This is a genomic window from Paraburkholderia sp. (genome assembly GCF_049581445.1).
Taxonomy (GTDB): Bacteria; Pseudomonadota; Gammaproteobacteria; order Burkholderiales; family Burkholderiaceae; genus Paraburkholderia.
Genome location: NZ_JBAURZ010000389.1, coordinates 1 through 18,244, shown reverse-complemented (window position 1 = coordinate 18,244; position 18,244 = coordinate 1). Strand labels below are relative to the sequence as shown.

The window sequence follows — 18,244 nt, the reverse complement described above, 5'->3', positions numbered from 1 at the left end:
GGCGAGTGTGGCCGGGGTGCGCGGCCTGCCCGGGTCGGGCGCGTACAGCGCCTCCAAGGCGGCAGCGTTCAAGTATCTCGAGGCGCTGCGCGTCGAAATGCGGCCGAAAAGCGTCAATGTGGTCACGATCGCGCCCGGCTATATCCGCACGCCAATGACGGAGCACAATCCGTATCCCATGCCGTTTCTGATGGATGCGGACCGCTTCGCGACCAAGGTCGCCGATGCGATTGCGCGCAATGCGTCGTTCGCCATCTATCCGTGGCAAATGCGAGTGGCGGCCATGCTGTTGCATGTGCTGCCGCGCTGGGTCTACGACCGCGTGTTCGAAAGAGCCCCGCGCAAGCCGCGCGCCGCCGAGTAAACGCAAGACACGCGGTCCACACGCAAACGCAGGCCATATGGGTATGCCGATTCGTTTGTTGTCGGCACAACGACCCAACGATTAAGCTTTCGCCTTGGCGGGAACGCGAAGCGTTAGACTGCGCCGGGGCCGCAAACGTACGACAATCACGCTGGTGGTCCGCGCGGGCCACCACCCCAGTCAGAATACGAACAGCCTGACCGCGCCTGTTATGGGAGATCCTATGCGTTTTACACTGCCCGGCACCGTACTCGCCGCCCTGCTCGTCGCATCGCCCGCGCTCGTGCTCGCCAAACCGCTGACCGTGTGTACCGAATCGAGCCCCGATGGCTTCGATGTCGTTCAGTTCAATTCGCTCGTCACCACCAACGCCTCCGCCGACGTGATTTTCAACTCGCTGGTGGCCTATGACGAAAGCGCGAAAAAAGTGGTGCCGGCGCTCGCGCAAAGCTGGGACGTGAGCCCCGACGGTCTCACCTATACGTTTCATCTGCGCCCTGGCGTGCAGTTCCAGACCACTGACTATTTCAAGCCCACCCGGCCCTTGAACGCCGACGACGTGGTGTTCACGTTCACCCGGATGCTCGACGACAGCAACCCGTGGCACAAGGTGACGGGGCCGAGCGGCTTCCCGCACGCGCAATCGATGGGTCTGCCGAAGCTGATCAAGTCCGTCTCGAAGGTCGACGCGAACACGGTCAAGTTCCAGCTGAACCAGCCCGATGCGACCTTTGTCTCGATCCTCACGATGGGCTTCGCGTCGATCTACTCATCTGAATATGCAGATCAGTTGCTCAAGGCGGGCAAACAACTCGACCTGAACGCCAAGCCGATCGGCACAGGCCCGTTCATGCTGAGGAGCTATACGAAAGACGCCGTGATCCGCTACGACGTGAATCCGTCGTACTGGGGGCCCAAGCCGAAGATCGACCGCCTGATCTACGCGATCACGCCAGACGCCACCGTGCGGGCGCAAAAGGTGAAAACCGGCGAATGCCAGATCGCGCTGTCGCCCAAGCCGCAGGACGTCGCCGACGCGAAAGCCGACAAGTCGCTCGCCGTGGTGCAGACGCCCGCATTCATGACCGCGTTCGTCGCGCTGAACACGCAGAAGAAGCCGCTCGATAACCAGAAGGTCCGCGCCGCGCTCAACATGGCGTTCGATCGAACCACGTATCTGAAGACCGTGTTCGACAACACGGCAACGCCCGCCGTGAATCCGTTTCCGCCGAATACGTGGAGCTACAACAAATCGGTCAAGCCTTGGCCGTACGACCCAGCGAAGGCCAAGGCGCTGCTCGCCAGTGCGGGCTTTCCGAACGGCTTCGCCACGACCATCTGGGTACGTCCCACCGGCAGCGTGCTGAATCCGAATCCAAAGGCAGGTGCGGAGCTAATTCAGGCTGACTTCGCGAAGATCGGCGTGAAGGCCGACGTGAAGGTGATCGAATGGGGCGAACTAATCAAGGAGGCCAAAGAAGGCCAGCACGACATCCTATTCATGGGATGGGCGGGCGACAACGGCGATCCGGACAACTTCATGTCGCCGCTCTTTAGCTGCAATGCGGTCCAGTCGGGCATCAACTTCGCGCGCTTTTGCGACGCCGATCTCGACAAGCTGATCGCCGACGGCAAGGCCACGACCGATCAGGCGAAACGCGCGAAAGCCTATGAAGCGGCGCAGCAGTTCATCCACGATCAGGCGTTGTGGATTCCGCTAGGCTATCCGACCGCCGCGGCGATCACGCAGAAGGATGTTAGCGGCTATAACGTGAGTCCGTTCGGTCGGCAGAACTTCACGACGGTGTCTGTGAAGTAAGCGAGCCCGTTGCTAGTGGCAAGAAAAAAGGCCCGGTTGCATTGCACCGGGCCTTACTTTTGCTGGATTCAGCGTGCTCGAAGCGCAGCCTACGGCGCGAAGCGGAAGACGCCGTCCGCGTCGTGAGTGCGCTTCAACTCGCCCGCGAGCCATAGCAAGTGCAAATGCGCGAGCGCCTCGCCCAATGCAAAAGTCATCTGGTGGATATCGAGTTGCCGTTTGAACATCAACGGCACGATATCCGCCGCACTTTGCGGCTTCGTGGCGCAAGCCTCACGCACTTCCGCGAGCCGTGCATCGTGATGCTCGCGCAACTGGATGATGCGCGTACGCACGCCGCGAAACGGCTTGCCGTGCGACGGCAACACCAGCGTGTCCTCCGCCATCGTCTCGTAACGTCCAAGCGACTCGAGATAGAGCGCGAGCGGATTGCCTTCCGGCTCCATATCGAACACCGACACGTTGGTCGAAATACGCGGCAAGACCATATCGCCAGAAATCAGTACACCGTCGGCTTCGTTATGCAGCGCGCAATGCTCCGGCGAGTGACCAAAGCCCGTGACCACGCGCCATGTCTTGCCGCCGATCGCGATGGCCTGGCCCTCACGCACACGCCGATACTGTTCCGGCAGCGCCGGCACGAGGGTCGAGTAATAGCTCTTGCGGTTACGCAGCTTATCAAGCGATTCCTCGTCCGCGAGACCGTGGCGCGCGAAATGCCGCGCAGCTCCCTCACCGCCCGCGTTGGAGCCGTCGCCAGCCGCCATCACACGGGCTTGCAGGTATTCGCCGAGCGTCATCCACAGCCGCACATCCCAGCGCTTTTTGTCGCCACCCGCGCACACCCAGTGCGCAAGGCCGATGTGATCCGGATGGCAATGCGTGGCAATCACGCGCAACACCGGTAGACCATCAAGCACCGTGTCGAACACCTGCTCCCAGTTCGCCTTGATCGTGTCCGAGGCGATACCGCAGTCCACCACCGTCCAGCCCTGCTGGCCGTCCAGCTCGTCGCGCAGCAGCCAGAGGTTGATATGGTCCAGCGCGAACGGTAGCGGCATGCGCAGCCAGAACACGCCGGGCGCCACTTCGAACGCATGACCGGGTTCCGGCAAGGTGTCGTTGAATGGATAATTCAGTTGGTGTTCGAGTGCATTCATTGCGAGTGTCTTCCTCCAACGTTCTGGCGACGCCGGTCGCCGCGCGCAGCGGTTGCGCTTTACTCAAGTTGACGATAACGTAAACGTCGATTCTATCGTCCAATCCGATTTTCTGCCCGGCCACGGGATGTTCCGATGAACACGCAATACACCATCACCGAGCTCGCGCGTGAATTCGACGTCACCCCGCGAGCAATTCGCTTCTATGAAGATCAGGGTTTACTCTCCCCAAGCCGCGAGGGTTCGGGCGGGTTGCGACGTGTCTATTCGGGCCGCGACCGGACTCGTCTGAAGCTGACGCTGCGCGGCAAGCGGCTGGGTTTCACGCTGTCGGAGATTCGTGATCTGCTCGATCTGTACGAATCGCCCACTGACACCGAGCCGCAGTTGCACGCCTTCCTCGCGACAGTTAGGCGGCATCGTGAAGTGCTGGAGCGCCAGCTCGAAGACCTGAACGCCACGCTCGAAGACCTGGCGCAATACGAAGCTCAGGCGCGAGCGCTGCTCGATGGCGGCTTCCGTGACACGCAACCGGCAGCAGCGGCGCATTCTTCGGCGCAATGAGCGGATGCCCGGTCGAGATGAATCACTTTCCCAAACTGCTCTCGTCGCAAATCGGCTTTGATGTCGCGCGGACGATGCTCGACGGCTTCGACCGGCACTACCGCATTTTTCGCGACGCCGCGATTCATGCGAAGTCGCTGTTCGAGGCCGGTGACTGGCACGAGATGCAGCGCCTCGCAAGGGAACGGATTACTTCGTATGACGAACGGGTTCAGGAATGCGTCGAACTGCTCGAAGACGAGTACGACGCAGAAAATATCGACATTGAAATCTGGCAGCAGATCAAGCTGCACTTCATCGGCCTGTTGACCACCCACCGGCAACCCGAGTGCGCGGAGACGTTCTTCAACTCCGTGTGCTGCAAGATCCTGCATCGCTCGTACTTCAACAACGATTTCATCTTCGTACGTCCCGCCATCTCGACCGAATACATCGAGAATGACGAGCCCGCTGCCAAGCCGACCTACCGGGCGTACTATCCCGCGAAAGACGGCCTCGCCGCGACGCTCGAGCGCATCGTCACGAATTTCCAGCTGGAGACACCGTTCGAAGATCTGCAACGTGACGTGGGCTGCGTGGTGCAAGCCATCCACGACGCGTTCGGCGCCTTCAGTGAGGCCGCTAACTTCCAGATTCACGTGCTGTCGTCGCTGTTCTTTCGCAACAAATCGGCGTACATCGTCGGTCGGATCATCAATGGCGATTCCCTGCTGCCGTTCGCCGTGCCGGTGCGTCATGTGAAGCCAGGGTGTCTCGCGCTCGATACCGTGCTGCTGCAGCGCGATCAGTTGCTGATTATCTTCAGCTTCTCGCATTCGTATTTTCTGGTCGATATGGAAGTGCCGTCCGCGTACGTGCAGTTTCTCGGCACCATCATGCACGGCAAACCGAACGCAGAAATCTACACGTCAGTAGGTTTGCAGAAGCAGGGCAAGAATCTGTTCTATCGCGACCTGCTGCACCATCTGTCGCATTCGAGCGACCAGTTCGTCATCGCGCCCGGCATCAAAGGGCTCGTGATGCTGGTGTTCACGCTGCCCTCGTTCCCGTACGTGTTCAAGCTGATCAAGGACAACTTCCCGCCACCAAAGGAAACCACGCGCGCGAAGATTCAGGGCAAGTATCAGCTCGTCAAACGGCACGACCGACTGGGCCGCATGGCGGATACGCTCGAATACTCGAGCGTGGCGCTGCCACTCGCGCGGCTCGACGAAGCGCTGCTGCGTGAACTCGAAAAGGAAGTGCCTTCGATGATCGAATACGAGGGCGATAACCTCGTGATCCGTCATCTGTACATTGAACGGCGCATGGTCCCGTTGAACCTTTACCTGCACAACGGCAGCGACGCCGAAGTCGAGCACGGCATCAAGGAATACGGCGACGCGGTGAAAGAGTTGATGCAGGCGAACATCTTCCCTGGTGACATGCTTTACAAGAATTTCGGCGTCACCCGCCACGGACGCGTCGTGTTTTACGATTACGATGAAATCGAGTATCTGACCGATTGCAATGTGCGCGCGGTGCCGCCACCGCGTAACGAGGAAGATGAGATGTCCGGCGAGCCGTGGTATTCCGTCGGCGCGCATGACATCTTCCCCGAGACATATGGCACCTTCCTGCTCGGCGACCCCCGCGTGCGCCGCGCTTTCATGCAACACCACGCAGACTTTTTCGAGCCCGCGCTGTGGCAACGGCACAAGGATCACCTGCTAAAGGGCGAACTGCCCGACTTCTTTCCTTACGACAGCAGCACCCGCTTTTGCATGCGCTATCCGGAGCGGTTCGCTCCCTTGACCGACGCCGCAGTGGGCGAAGCAAACAAAACGGTAACGCGCGAATCTGCTGTGCGCGCGGCGTGAACGATCGTGAAACCCGTTCAACGCCGCCCCTCCCAATAACGAAACCGACCGGACCATCGGTCCAGTCAACCATTCGACGCACCATGAACACATCCGCCTTAACCCAGCCGAATCCGCTCGCACACCTGTTCGAGAACAACGACAAGTGGGTGACCCGCAAACTGTCCGAAGATCCGGAGTATTTTTCTCGCCTCGCTCACCAGCAAACGCCTGAATACCTGTGGATCGGCTGCTCGGACTCACGCGTGCCGGCCAATCAGATCATTGGCCTGCCGCCAGGCGAAGTGTTCGTGCACAGAAACATCGCCAACGTCGTGGTGCATACGGATCTGAATTGCCTTTCGGTCATCCAGTTCGCGGTAGATTTGCTGAAGGTCAAGCACATCATGGTGGTCGGTCACTACGGCTGCTCAGGTGTGGCAGCAGCGCTGCACGGCCGCCGCGTCGGACTCGCGGACAACTGGCTGCATCACGTGCAGGACGTGCGCACCAAGCATGCTGCGTTGCTGGAAGAATGGCCGCTTGGCGAAGCGCGCCATCGGCGCCTCGTGGAATTGAATACGATTGAACAGGTCGTCAACGTGTGCCGCACGACCATCCTCAACGACGCGTGGGCACGCGGCCAGGACGTCACCGTGCATGGCTGGGCCTACGGTGTGCATGACGGCAAGGTACGCAATCTGGGTATGACGATCGGCAACCCCGATGCGCTGGATGAAGCCTATTTGCGTTGCGTCGCAGCCGTCACGGCGGGCGGCGCGCATCAGACAGACAATGACGTGGTCGCTGCCGATGCAGCGAAGCTCGGCGATGTGCCGGCTATCGTCGAAGGTGTAATCAAGGAGCTAAAACATGAGTGAGACAAAACACAACGGACAGATCGATCCGGTCGTAATAGTTTCGGCTGCGCGTACGCCGATGGCAGCCTTTCAGGGCGACTTCGCAACGCTGACCGCCCCGCAACTCGGCGCCATCGCCATCGAAGCCGCCGTGCAACGCGCGGGTCTTCAGCCGGCACAGATTGATGAAGTGGTGATGGGCTGCGTACTGCCCGCCGGGCTCGGTCAAGCGCCCGCGCGTCAGGCCGCACTCGGCGCAGGTCTGCCGCTGGCTACGGGAAGCACGACGGTGAACAAGATGTGCGGCTCCGGTATGCGCGCGGCGATGTTCGCACACGACATGCTGGCCGCTGGTTCGGCGGACGTGATCGTCGCAGGTGGCATGGAAAGCATGACGAACGCGCCCTACCTGCTGCCCAAAGCACGCGGCGGTATGCGCATGGGTCACGCCCAGGTGATTGACCACATGTTCTACGACGGCCTTGAAGACGCCTACGACAAGGGCCGTCTGATGGGCACCTTCGCTGAGGAATGCGCGGCCTCGTTCGACTTCACGCGTGACGCGCAGGACGCGTTCGCGATCGAATCGCTCAAGCGCGCGAAGCGCGCGAACGAAGACGGTTCGTTTGCGTGGGAAATCGCGCCGGTCAAAGTTGAGAGTCGCAAGGGTGACGTGACGATCGAGCGCGATGAGCAACCGTTCAAGGCCAACCTCGAAAAGATCGCGACGCTTAAGCCCGCGTTCAGCAAAACCGGCACGGTCACCGCGGCCAACTCATCGTCGATTTCCGACGGCGCGGCAGCGCTGGTGATGATGCGGGAATCGACTGCGAAGCGACTCGGCGTGGAGCCGCTTGCGCGTGTGGTCGGTCATTCCACCTTTGCGCAGGAACCGGCGAAATTCACCACGGCACCGGTCGGTGCGATCCGCAAGCTCTTCGAGAAGAATGGCTGGAAAGCGGACGACGTGGATCTATACGAAGTCAACGAAGCCTTCGCGGTGGTCACGATGGCAGCGATGAAAGAGCACAAGCTTCCCCACGACAAGGTCAACGTGAACGGCGGCGCGTGCGCGCTGGGTCATCCGATCGGCGCGTCGGGCGCGCGCGTTCTGGTGACGTTGATCGGCGCGCTGAAGCACCGCGGGCTCAAGCGTGGCGTTGCAACGTTGTGTATTGGCGGCGGCGAAGCGACGGCGATGGGCATCGAACTCGTATAAGGCGTTACGCCGCATGCGCCGTCGCCGGTTTGTCCGAGGCACGGCGCATGCGTGCACCGCGGTACCGAACAGTGAGGTAAGCGAATGAAAACCGTGTTGATCGTGGGCGCCTCGCGCGGCATTGGCCGCGAGTTCGTACGCCAGTACAAACGTGCCGGCTGGCGCGTCCTTGCCACGGCACGTGATGACGCGGCACTTGAGGCGCTCGAAGAACTCGGCGCGGAAACCTTTTCGCTCGACGTGGCGGTGCCCGCAGAAATCGCCGCGCTCGGCCGGAAGCTCGATGGCGAACGGCTGGATGCCGCGTTGCTGGTGTCGGGCGTGTACGGTCCGCGCACCGAGAGCGTCGAATCCGTCACCGCCGAAGACTTCGACGAGGTCATGGTCACGAACGTACGGGGTCCGATGCAATTGATCCCGATCCTGTTGCCGCTTGTCGAAGAGGCGCGCGGCGTACTCGCCGTGCTATCGAGCCGGATGGGCAGTATCGCCGACACGACGGGCACCACCGGCTGGCTGTATCGCGTGAGCAAGGCGGCGCTAAACGACGCGCTGAAGATCACCTCGCTGCAGACACGCAGCGCGACCTGCGTCGCGCTGCACCCCGGCTGGGTTCGCACCGACATGGGCGGCGCCCAGGCGGCGATTGATCCCGAGCGCAGTGTGACCGGCATGCGTGAGGTACTCGCCCAGGCCGCTGCCGCGCGCGAGTCGTTTAACGGCCGTTTCTATCAATACGACGGTACGCCGCTCGAATGGTGAGGAGACTGAAGGATGCTGCTTGATCAGGATCACCTGATGATTCGCGATGCGGTGCGCACTTTCGTGCGTGACGCGGTCACACCGTACGCTGCGCAATGGGACCGTGAGTGCACGTTTCCTAAAGAGGTTCACCGCCAGCTGGCCGAACTCGGCGCTTATGGCGTGCTGGTGCCCGAAGCGTACGGCGGCGCCGGACTCGACGCACTTGCGCTCGCGGTGATTCTCGAAGAAATCGCCGCTGGAGACGGCGGCACCTCCACCGCCGTCTCCGTCAACAACTGCCCGGTTTGCAGCATCCTGCTCAGCTATGGCAATGAGGCGCAGAAACGTGATTGGCTCACCCCGCTCGCGCGCGGCGAGATGCTCGGCGCGTTTTGTCTGACCGAGCCGCAAGCGGGCTCGGACGCCTCGGCACTGCGCACTACCGCCGCGCGCGATGGCGACGCCTATTTGCTGAACGGCGTCAAACAGTTCATCACGAGCGGCAAGAACGCTAACGCCGCGATTGTGTTGGCTGTCACGGACAAAACTGCTGGCAAGCGTGGCATCAGCGCCTTTATCGTGCCCACTGACACCCCTGGCTATGTTGTCGCACGCGTCGAGGACAAGCTCGGTCAGCATTCATCGGACACGGCGCAAATCATCTTCGAAGACTGCCGCGTTCCGGCGGCAAACATGATCGGCGCGCAAGGCGAAGGCTACCGGATCGCGCTCTCCGGTCTCGAGGGCGGGCGCATTGGCATTGCGGCGCAAAGCGTCGGCATGGCGCGCGCGGCGTTCGAAGCCGCGCTTGTGTATGCACGGGAACGCGAGAGCTTCGGCCAGCCTCTGCTAGCGCATCAGGCGGTCCAGTTTCGCCTCGCCGACATGGCCACGCAGCTCGAAGCCGCGCGTCAACTGATCTGGCACGCCGCCTCATTGAAGGACGCGGGGCAGCCGTGCCTGACGGAAGCGGCAATGGCCAAGCTGTTCGCATCGGAAGCGGCTGAGCGGATCTGCTCCGACGCGCTACAGATTCACGGCGGTTACGGCTATCTGACCGACTTCCCGGTGGAGCGTATCTACCGCGACGTGCGGGTGTGCCAGATTTACGAGGGCACCAGCGACATCCAGAAGATCCTGATCGCGCGTGGCCTGCACTGACGATATGACGATTCCTTCTGCGTGACTTATTTGACTACACAACGACCTTTAGCGTGCCCCTGTGGCGGCGCGGCTCCGAACCAGCGAAGCGACGCGAAGCCACCACGCTTCGCAATCTGCTGCGGCCGCTTCATCGACGGCGGCGAGACCGCGCCCCGCGCGCTCGAACTGATGCGCTCGCGTTATAGCGCTTATGTGCTCGGTGACACCGCTTATCTGCGCTCGACGTGGGCACCGCACACCTGCCCCGCGGATCTCGACGCCAACCCTGAGGCGCCCGATGCGCCCCGTTGGCTCGGCCTGCAGATCAAGCGCTTCGCAGAACAAGACGCCTCGCACGCCGAAGTCGAATTCGTCGCACGATTCAAGGTTGGTGGCAGGGCGCATCGTTTGCACGAAACGAGCCGCTTTGTCCGCGGTGACGATGGCCACTGGCGCTATGTCGATGGCGACGTGAGCGAAACATGAAAAAACATAAACACGCCCGTGGATTACGCTTGCAAATCGGCCTCGTGAAGTAAGGGTCTGTAAGGACTCCGCGAGGTTTGCACGTTATAGAGTTTTTCTTCAATGTGCCCCTCAAACATCGAAGCGGTGTTTGTTGGCGGTCTACCACATCGGTCATTTCTCCCGCCCTCCCGTACAGCCCCGTACATCGGCGGATTCGGCGCATCGAAGAAGCGTCGAGCACTACGAATTTTCTGTGTCGGGTTCTCCTCAATTGCACAACCATAAATTGTCGTGCCAGGATTGGCCTGTAGGTTTTGAAGCGACACATGCGAGAGTGCGGTCCATACCGTCTCCGCATAGATGTCCGAGAGCTTCGCCGCAACCTTGATCTCTTGTGTTTCGGCGGCAGCTTGAGAGGACTTCGTGTGTTGCTCATCATCGGCGCGTGGGGTCGCGTCGGCCAAGCTGGTGGGTCATCCCGTGCGATCTCGATCCGCGTGCATGCGCCAAGCGCGCCATGTACGCGAGTGTCTTTTTGTTGCTTCAAATCTGACCGAAAGGCAACTGTCAGGGAGCAGCGGAGGGCCGCGGGCGACACAGGTTTTAAGGACGTACTTCAGGGCAGGTGCTGCGTATGGGTTGCAGAAAGTTTTTGACGGCTGGGTTGATGGTTTGTGCATGGGCGGCTTGTGCCGTTTCGTTGGCGCAGGCCGACCCGCTCGCCGATACACAGGGCGGCCCGCTGAGCCGCGCTGTGGTACCCCGCATTGCACTGGACGACGACACCTACCTGCCGTCCGCCAGCCTCAACGAATCGGTGATCCGCGTTCCCGTGGATGCCGCCGGCACGATCACACTTGAAACGACGGTGTACAAGCCGGACGGTCCCGGTCCGTTCCCGATGATCGTTTTCAACCACGGCAAGATGCAGGGTGATCCGCGTGCGCAAGCCCGCAGCGATCCGCTGCCGTTCGCACGCGAGTTCGTGCGGCGCGGCTACGTGGTGGTGGCGCCGAACCGTCAGGGCTTTGCGAAATCGGGCGGCACCTACCAGCAGGACGGTTGCGATGTCGCGACCAACGGCCTTGGCCAGGCGGGCGACGTCGCCGCGACGGTCAACTACATGTCGAAGCAGCCTTACGTGGATGCGCAGCACATCGTCGTGGCCGGCACCTCGCACGGCGGACTGGCAACGATGGCTTATGGCGTCGAAGCCACGCCAGGCGTTCGTGCACTGATCAATTTCTCCGGTGGTTTGCGTCAAGACGCGTGTACGGACTGGCAGGGCAACCTGATCCATGCGTTTGGCGCCTATGGCGAGAAAACCAATGTTCCGTCATTGTGGCTGTATGGCGATAACGACTCGATCTGGTCGACACAACTGGTGGCGAACATGTATGCCGCTTATTCGGCGCATGGTGCGAACGCAAAGATGGTTGATTTCGGCACGTACAAGAACGACGCGCACCGACTGGTTGGCGACCGCGACGGCGTGAAGGTGTGGTGGCCTGCTGTGGAGGCCTTCCTCGCACGCGTGGGAATGCCAACGGGCTTGCAATACCGGGTAGCGGATCCGGCCCCGCCTAAGGCGAGCGGCTTTGCGGCTTTGGATGCGGTGACGGCGGTGCCTTTTGTGGACGAAGCAGGGCGCGCGGGGTATCGGAGCTTCTTGCATCAGTATCCTAGCCGGGCTTTTGCTGTTTCCGACTCCGGGGCGTGGTCCTGGGCCGAAGGCGGCGACGATCCGATGTCGGTGGCAGTGGCGAATTGCCAGAAGCAGAGTTCGGATCCGTGCCGGTTGTATGCAGTGAATGATTCTGTTGTATGGAATGACGGGTCGTCGCAGACTGCAGCGGCGCCCTCTTCCAATGACCCTGCGGGCGGCAACGATGCTGACAAGGGGGCGTTGGCTAGCCGGAATTGACCGCTAGCCATCCCACGTGCCCGCCGAGTCAGAGAGACCTCAATCAAAGCGCGGCACGATTCATTGAAGCGGCTGCAATGCAGCCCATCGGGTCCAGCCCGCTTCGCTATCCGGCGCACCCACGCGCAACGCCCGCGAGCCATCGCCGAAAAAAAGGGACTCGGTACGGCAAGCGTTCGTGTCGCGAATGCCGCGCGTGCCTACGTAGCCGAGTTCGTGAGTGAACTGCAGATTGCCTTCGCGCAGGAGGCCGAGGTAAGTCTGGCGTTCTTCGTTATGCGCCTGGCCGGCCCAGCGGTTCAACAACGTTGCGGCGATTTCTGCATCGAACATGGTTTCTCTCCTGACTCGCGCCATGTCGGCTGGCACGGCAACAACATAAAGACTTTCGCGACAGACTCTGCAACGCTCCGACAAGTCCAATTGTTTCATTACAAATTGGTTAACCCGCTAGCGCGCCGTTTATTCCCGCTGTTAGCGCCAGACAACGCTTTGGCAAGTTCCGCCGGGCTTGTCGCGGGGCTGAACAGGTAACCCTGCAGCATGTCGCAGCCCATCTCGCGCAGCGCCGCAGCCTGATCGCAAGTTTCCACGCCCTCAGCCGTCACGGTCATACCCAGCGTGTGCGCCATCGCCACGATTGCATGCGTGATGGCGATCGAATCGCGACTGTGCGGCAAATCCGCGACGAACAAACGGTCGATCTTCAAATTGTGCAAAGCGAAGCGCTTGAGGTACGCCAACGACGCATAGCCCGTCCCAAAGTCGTCGATCGCGAGCTTCACGCCGAGATTCGAGAGCGCCTTGGTCGTCGCTGCCACGTCCCCGCTGTCGGGCATCAACATGCTCTCGGTGATTTCCAGTTGCAGCGCCGATGCTTCGAGTCCTGTGCATTCGAGACACGCAGCAACGCGTTGCACGAAGCGCTCGTTGAATTGAACCGGCGAAACGTTTACAGAGACCGTAAAACTCGGCGCAACACTCCAGCGCCACTGCGCCGCCTGAGCACAGGCCTGTTGCAACACCCAGTCACCGATGCTCTCCATCAGACCGGTTTCTTCGGCAATCGGTATGAATTCGGCAGGCGGAACGTCGCCGAATTCGCTATTGGTCCAGCGCAGCAGCGCCTCGGCGCCTACGGGCTCGTGCGACACGCTGTCGAACACCGGTTGGTAGGCGAGCTTCAATTCACCGGCGGCCAGCGCATGACGCAGCAACGCCTCGATCCTGAGGCGGCGTCGCAGATCATCTTGCATGTCCTCTGTGAAAAAATGCACGCGGCCTCTGCCGCACTGTTTCGCGCGACGCATCGCAAGGCCGGCGTTGCGCATCAACGCCGCTGCATCGTGGGCGTCGTCCAGGGGCCGCGCAATTCCGATCGACGCGCCCACGTGATACTCACGGCCGGCGATTTCGAATGGCGCCGCAAACAGGTCGAGTACCCGCCGCGCGAACTCGCCGAGTGCCGCCGCGTCGCCGCGGTCATCGACGACGATCACGAATTCGTCGCCACCGATTCGTGCAAGCAGGTCGTGTTGATCCATAAACCCGGCGAGCCGGCGCGCGACACTGCGCAAGACGCGATCACCCAGGTCGTAACCGGCGATATCGTTGACCTTGCTGAAGCCGTCCAGATTGATGAGCAGCAAGGCGACGCCTGATGCGTGCCCCGTCTTCAGCAAGTGCTGAGCACGCTCGGCGAGGTCGGCACGGCTATACAAACCGGTAAGCGAATCGACAAAGGATGCGTAACCGAAGTGCGGCAACGCAGACAACGCAACAGTGCCCGCGCCGCTGCGCGAACTGATCGCCTCGTCGAGGTAAGCCGGGCGACGGGCTGAAACGGGCACACATTCCTTCGTGCGCAGCGCGGTCACTTGATGAGTCATCTTTGCAATCCTATGCTGAAAGCGGTGTGGAACTTTTGTCCGATGGGGAAAGGTCGCATCAACCAGGCGGTCCTCAATCGCGCCCCTCTTGACGACGCACGCGGGAACGCGCGAACGAACCTGTTTTATGTGCATAGCTAATCAACATATACGTTAGGAGCATGGAAACCTGGATCAGTAGCATGGTGTGAAACTCCTCGGCACATGGCCGTTGTTGACAGTGTCGCCACAATATCGCGGCATCGCCCGCGCGAAAACGGATCGAAACGGTGAACGCGTAAAGCAACGGTGAACGCGTTACCGCACGCCATACGAAACGCTGGTTCAACATGAAAATTCATCAATTACGCGCGCTTGTCGCCATCGCGGATGCGGGTAGCGTTCGCGGGGCGGCGCGACTGCTCAATTCGTCGCCCGCCGCGGTGACTCAAAACCTTCAGTGCCTGGAAGAGACCGTCCGAATGCAGCTTGTGGCGCGCACATCATCTGGCGTGACGCTCACGGAGTGCGGACAAACGCTGCTGATACATGCGCGACTCGTCGTTGGGCAAATGACGCGTGCGCATCAGGCCATCGACGCGATGCGTGGCGACCCACGGGGGCGCCTTTCGATTGCCGTGACGGCGTGGGTCGCAATGACATTTCTTCCGGAGACGGTTGCGCGTTTTCGTGCGCAGATGCCCGACACTCAGCTTGAGATCTTCGAAGGCTTACTGGCGATCGCCAACCCGCGTTTGCGGGACGGTAGCCTCGACATCTATATCGGCAGGCAAACGCCGGGGGTGGCCAGCGCCGAGTTTGCGTATCGGCCGCTGTTTTCGTCGAGCCGGGCGGTGGTTGCGCGGCAGGATCATCCGCGCGCGGAAAGCCGTTCACTGACCGAATTGCTCGACCTCGACTGGCTCGTGGCGTTGGACCCGGAAACAGAGGGACAGGTACCCTACAGGATGTTCGCGCAGTACGACCTCGCCGCGCCGCGCAGCATTCACTTTCTTCACTCGCTGACCGTGGCAATCGCGCTGCTCAAGGGCACCGACATGATCAGCATTTTTCCGTGGCCACTCGTCGAGCTATGCGCGGCCCACGATGGCCTATGCGCAGTTCCCGTGCGCGAGCAACTCGACGATTCAACGGTCGGCATCATCACCCGCACTGGTCAGCCTTCCGATACGGCGTCGCGTTGCTTTATCGACTGCCTGCTCGATACGATCCGCGACGAATCCTGGGCCCGAACCCCGGAGATTCTCCGCGCTACGCACTCGGTTGAAATCCTGGTCTAGCCCTTACGCGGGGCAAAACCCGCCGCAACCCCAAGATTTTTTCCGTGTACCCCCTATGACTTTGCCGTCGTCATCTACCCGGATTTGAATCCTTCTGGCGAAAACGAACACGACCTGACGGGAACACCCCGAAACTCCAAGCGGGCCCCAAAAAACAGCCCGACCGAGGGGTAGTGCACGGACAGAAAGAAAGCGCTAATCTCGACCCCGCTGCGGCCCAAGCGCCCACAAAACAGCGCCGTGAGGAAAAAAACCACCCCCACGCCCCGCGCAAATAAACCACGCTGAACCCGCGAGAGAACAAAAGCCCCGTACCGGAGTCGTACTGTTGAACAACACAGCAAGCCGTCAAGCAGCTAACACCGAAACTGAAGACTGGGTCGCCCGCAGCCTGCGCGCCGTCTGGCATCCCTGCACGCAGATGAAACACCACGAGCGCCTTCCGCTCGTCCCCGTCTCGCGTGGCGCTGGCGCCTGGCTCTACGATCGCGCAGGACATCGTTACCTCGATGCGATCAGCTCCTGGTGGGTCAATCTGTTCGGCCACGCCAATCCGCGTATCAACGCTGCGCTCAAAGATCAGCTCGATACGCTCGAACACGCCATGCTCGCCGGCTGCACGCACGAGCCGGCAATCGAACTCGCCGAGCGGCTCGCCGCCCTCACCCAGCACACGCTAGGCCATGCGTTTTTCGCTTCCGACGGCGCATCCGCCGTCGAGATCGCTCTGAAGATGAGTTTCCATTCGTGGCGCAATCGCGGATACGCCGAGAAGAAAGAATTCGTCTGCATTGCCAACAGTTATCACGGCGAGACCATCGGCGCGCTTGGCGTCACGGATGTCGCCCTCTTCAAGGATGCCTACGATCCGCTGATCCGTCACGCGCACGTGGTTGCATCTCCCGATGCGCGGCTTGCACAGTCCGGCGAAAGCGCGGCCGATGTCGCCCGCCGCGCCCTCGGTAACGTGCGCGCTCTGTTCGAGGCCCGCAGCAATCACGTCGCCGCGCTCATCGTCGAGCCCCTCGTACAATGCGCGGCCGGTATGGCCATGCACGATGCTTCATACATAGCAGGTCTGCGCGTGCTGTGCGATCAGTATGATGTGCATCTGATCGCAGACGAAATCGCTGTCGGCTGCGGTCGAAGCGGGACGTTCTTCGCGTGCGAACAGGCTGGCGTTTGGCCCGATTTTCTGTGTCTGTCGAAGGGTATCAGCGGCGGCTATCTGCCCCTGTCCATCGTGCTGTCGCGCGACGAAATCTTCAACGCCTTCTATGACGACGACACCACGCGCGGCTTTCTGCATTCGCACTCGTACACGGGCAATCCACTCGCGTGCCGCGCAGCCCTTGCCACGCTCGATCTGTTCGCGAGCGACAACGTGCTCGCCGTCAACGCCCACAAGTCAGCCACCTTGCGGGCGGCACTCACGCCGCTCGCCGATCATCCGCAGGTGCGCAATCTGCGTCAGTGCGGCACGATCTTCGCATTCGATGCCGTCATCGACGATCCGCAACAAGCCAAATCCTTCTCACGCCGTTTCTTCGAAAACGCTTTGCAGCGTGAATTGCTGCTGCGACCCATTTCGACCACGGTGTATCTGATGCCGCCGTACATCCTCGACGACGAAGAACTCAGCTTGCTAGCGGCACGCACCCACGAAACATTCGAAGCGACGCTTGCGGAGGGCGCGTAATGACAATGCATTTGCTCGAAAGCCTCGAACAGGGGTTAAAGGATCTCGACGCGCACGGTTTGCGTCGCCGCCGCCGTACCGCTGACACGCCCTGCGCCGCGCATATGGTGGTCGATGGCCGTGAAATGATCGGCTTTGCCAGCAATGACTATCTCGGCCTCGCTGCGCACCCGTTGCTGGTCGCCGCGATAGCCGAGGGTGCGCAACGCTATGGCGCGGGCAGCGGCGGTTCGCATCTGCTGGGTGGCCACTCGCGCGCGCACGCACAACTTGAAGACGATCTGGCGGAATTCGTCGGCGGCTTCGTCGATGCGCCGCGCGCGTTGTACTTCAGCACCGGCTATATGGCGAACCTCGCGACGCTGACGGCGCTCGCCGGGCGCGGCACCATGTTGTTTTCCGATGCGCTGAATCACGCCTCGCTGATCGACGGCGCGCGTCTTTCGCGCGCCGACGTGCAGATCTATCCGCACGCCGACACCGATGCATTGAGCGCGATGCTCGACGCCTCAGACGCCAACGTAAAGGTGATCGTGTCGGACACCGTGTTCAGCATGGATGGCGACGTCGCTCCGTTGCCGCGTCTGCTCGAACTCGCGGAACGGCACGGCGCGTGGCTCATTGTCGACGACGCGCACGGCTTCGGCGTGCTCGGTCCGCAAGGCCGTGGCGCCATTGCGCAGGAAGCGTTGCGCTCGCCGCATCTCATCTCGATCGGCACGCTCGGCAAGGCTGCAGGGGTGTCCGGCGCGTTCGTCGTGGCACATGAGACCGTGATCGAATGGCTCGTGCAGCGCGCCCGGCCGTACATTTTCACCACCGCGTCCGTCCCGGCTGCTGCTCATGCGGTCTCGGCTAGCCTGCGCATCATCGGCGGCGACGAAGGCGATGCCCGACGCGCGCATCTGCGCCAACTGATCGAACGCACCCGGGCCATGCTCAAAGCTACCCCCTGGAAACCGGTCGATTCGCATACGGCCGTGCAACCGCTCATCATCGGCGCGAACGATGCGACGCTGGCGATCGCCGCTACGCTGGATCGGGCTGGCCTGTGGGTGCCGGCGATCCGCCCGCCGACCGTGCCGGTGGGCACGTCGCGCTTACGCCTCTCGTTGTCGGCTGCTCATTCGCACGCGGACCTCGACCGCCTCGAAGCGGGCCTGCGGCAACTCAGCAAGGAGGCGGCATGAGTGCATCGAACGCCCCCTTGTCACTGTTCGTCACCGGCACCGACACGGAAATCGGCAAGACGCTCGTCGCGGCTGCCCTGCTG

Annotated in this window: 17 protein-coding genes and 1 pseudogene; 14 read left to right on the top strand and 4 right to left on the bottom strand. The window is 61.5% G+C overall.

Annotated elements, in window-relative coordinates:
• Both WCA85_RS33615 and WCA85_RS33610 read left to right on the top strand, forming a co-directional pair.
• On the top strand, positions 1-364 hold a 364-nt coding region (locus WCA85_RS33615), incomplete at its 5' end, for an SDR family NAD(P)-dependent oxidoreductase (RefSeq protein ID WP_424069812.1).
• Positions 365-587: 223 nt separating this feature from the next.
• Positions 588-2,183 (top strand): ABC transporter substrate-binding protein, encoded by a 1,596-nt coding sequence (locus tag WCA85_RS33610; protein ID WP_424069810.1) that lies wholly within the window; start codon positions 588-590, stop codon positions 2,181-2,183.
• 89 nt (positions 2,184-2,272) lie between these two features.
• Here the strand turns inward: WCA85_RS33610 and WCA85_RS33605 are convergent, their stop codons facing one another.
• Positions 2,273-3,343, bottom strand: a complete 1,071-nt coding sequence (locus WCA85_RS33605) for an MBL fold metallo-hydrolase (protein ID WP_424069808.1) — start codon at positions 3,341-3,343, stop codon at positions 2,273-2,275.
• Between the two features lie 135 nt (positions 3,344-3,478).
• Here WCA85_RS33605 and WCA85_RS33600 point away from each other — a divergent pair, with 135 nt between their 5' ends.
• The 7 genes from WCA85_RS33600 (at position 3,479) to WCA85_RS33570 (ending at position 10,197) form a co-directional block, all read left to right on the top strand.
• The gene (locus tag WCA85_RS33600) at positions 3,479-3,907 is read left to right on the top strand and encodes a MerR family transcriptional regulator (protein ID WP_424069806.1); all 429 of its coding nucleotides are present in this window, start codon (positions 3,479-3,481) and stop codon (positions 3,905-3,907) included.
• A 17-nt stretch (positions 3,908-3,924) separates the two neighbouring features.
• On the top strand, positions 3,925-5,766 hold the full coding sequence (gene aceK, locus WCA85_RS33595; RefSeq protein ID WP_424069804.1) for a bifunctional isocitrate dehydrogenase kinase/phosphatase: 1,842 nt from the start codon (positions 3,925-3,927) through the stop codon (positions 5,764-5,766).
• 83 nt (positions 5,767-5,849) lie between these two features.
• Positions 5,850-6,626, top strand: a complete 777-nt coding sequence (gene can, locus WCA85_RS33590) for a carbonate dehydratase (RefSeq protein WP_424069802.1) — start codon at positions 5,850-5,852, stop codon at positions 6,624-6,626.
• Positions 6,619-7,824 carry an acetyl-CoA C-acetyltransferase gene (locus tag WCA85_RS33585; RefSeq protein ID WP_424069800.1) on the top strand — a complete coding sequence of 402 codons (1,206 nt, stop codon included), beginning with the start codon at positions 6,619-6,621 and terminating at the stop codon, positions 7,822-7,824. The genes can and WCA85_RS33585 overlap by 8 nt, the downstream gene beginning before the upstream one ends.
• A gap of 84 nt (positions 7,825-7,908) precedes the next feature.
• Entirely contained in the window at positions 7,909-8,586 is a 678-nt protein-coding gene (locus WCA85_RS33580) for an SDR family oxidoreductase (RefSeq protein WP_424069798.1), read from the top strand.
• A gap of 12 nt (positions 8,587-8,598) precedes the next feature.
• Positions 8,599-9,729, top strand: coding sequence for an acyl-CoA dehydrogenase family protein (locus WCA85_RS33575; protein WP_424069796.1), 1,131 nt, complete (start codon positions 8,599-8,601; stop codon positions 9,727-9,729).
• Positions 9,730-9,750: 21 nt separating this feature from the next.
• Positions 9,751-10,197: a YchJ family protein gene (locus WCA85_RS33570; RefSeq protein WP_424069794.1), complete on the top strand. Its 447-nt coding sequence runs from the start codon at positions 9,751-9,753 to the stop codon at positions 10,195-10,197.
• A 23-nt stretch (positions 10,198-10,220) separates the two neighbouring features.
• Here the strand turns inward: WCA85_RS33570 and WCA85_RS33565 are convergent, their stop codons facing one another.
• Complete coding sequence (locus WCA85_RS33565; protein WP_424069792.1) at positions 10,221-10,643, bottom strand: hypothetical protein; 423 nt, start codon at positions 10,641-10,643, stop codon at positions 10,221-10,223.
• 170 nt (positions 10,644-10,813) lie between these two features.
• Here WCA85_RS33565 and WCA85_RS33560 point away from each other — a divergent pair, with 170 nt between their 5' ends.
• The gene (locus WCA85_RS33560; protein ID WP_424069790.1) at positions 10,814-12,103 is read left to right on the top strand and encodes a dienelactone hydrolase family protein; all 1,290 of its coding nucleotides are present in this window, start codon (positions 10,814-10,816) and stop codon (positions 12,101-12,103) included.
• 60 nt (positions 12,104-12,163) lie between these two features.
• Here WCA85_RS33560 and WCA85_RS33555 read toward each other — a convergent pair whose 3' ends face one another.
• A complete protein-coding gene (locus WCA85_RS33555) occupies positions 12,164-12,436 on the bottom strand; it encodes a hypothetical protein (protein ID WP_424069788.1) in 273 nt (90 codons plus the stop codon).
• Between the two features lie 98 nt (positions 12,437-12,534).
• Positions 12,535-13,992, bottom strand: coding sequence for a putative bifunctional diguanylate cyclase/phosphodiesterase (locus WCA85_RS33550; RefSeq protein WP_424069786.1), 1,458 nt, complete (start codon positions 13,990-13,992; stop codon positions 12,535-12,537).
• A 329-nt stretch (positions 13,993-14,321) separates the two neighbouring features.
• Here WCA85_RS33550 and WCA85_RS33545 point away from each other — a divergent pair, with 329 nt between their 5' ends.
• From WCA85_RS33545 to WCA85_RS33530, 4 genes and pseudogenes are all read left to right on the top strand, one after another.
• Entirely contained in the window at positions 14,322-15,272 is a 951-nt protein-coding gene (locus tag WCA85_RS33545; RefSeq protein ID WP_424069784.1) for a LysR substrate-binding domain-containing protein, read from the top strand.
• A 328-nt stretch (positions 15,273-15,600) separates the two neighbouring features.
• Positions 15,601-16,971: an adenosylmethionine--8-amino-7-oxononanoate transaminase gene (gene bioA, locus WCA85_RS33540; RefSeq protein WP_424069783.1), complete on the top strand. Its 1,371-nt coding sequence runs from the start codon at positions 15,601-15,603 to the stop codon at positions 16,969-16,971.
• A 5-nt stretch (positions 16,972-16,976) separates the two neighbouring features.
• The gene (gene bioF / locus WCA85_RS33535) at positions 16,977-18,161 is read left to right on the top strand and encodes an 8-amino-7-oxononanoate synthase (protein WP_424069814.1); all 1,185 of its coding nucleotides are present in this window, start codon (positions 16,977-16,979) and stop codon (positions 18,159-18,161) included.
• Between the two features lie 8 nt (positions 18,162-18,169).
• Positions 18,170-18,244: pseudogene (locus WCA85_RS33530) on the top strand (dethiobiotin synthase); the annotation flags it as partial.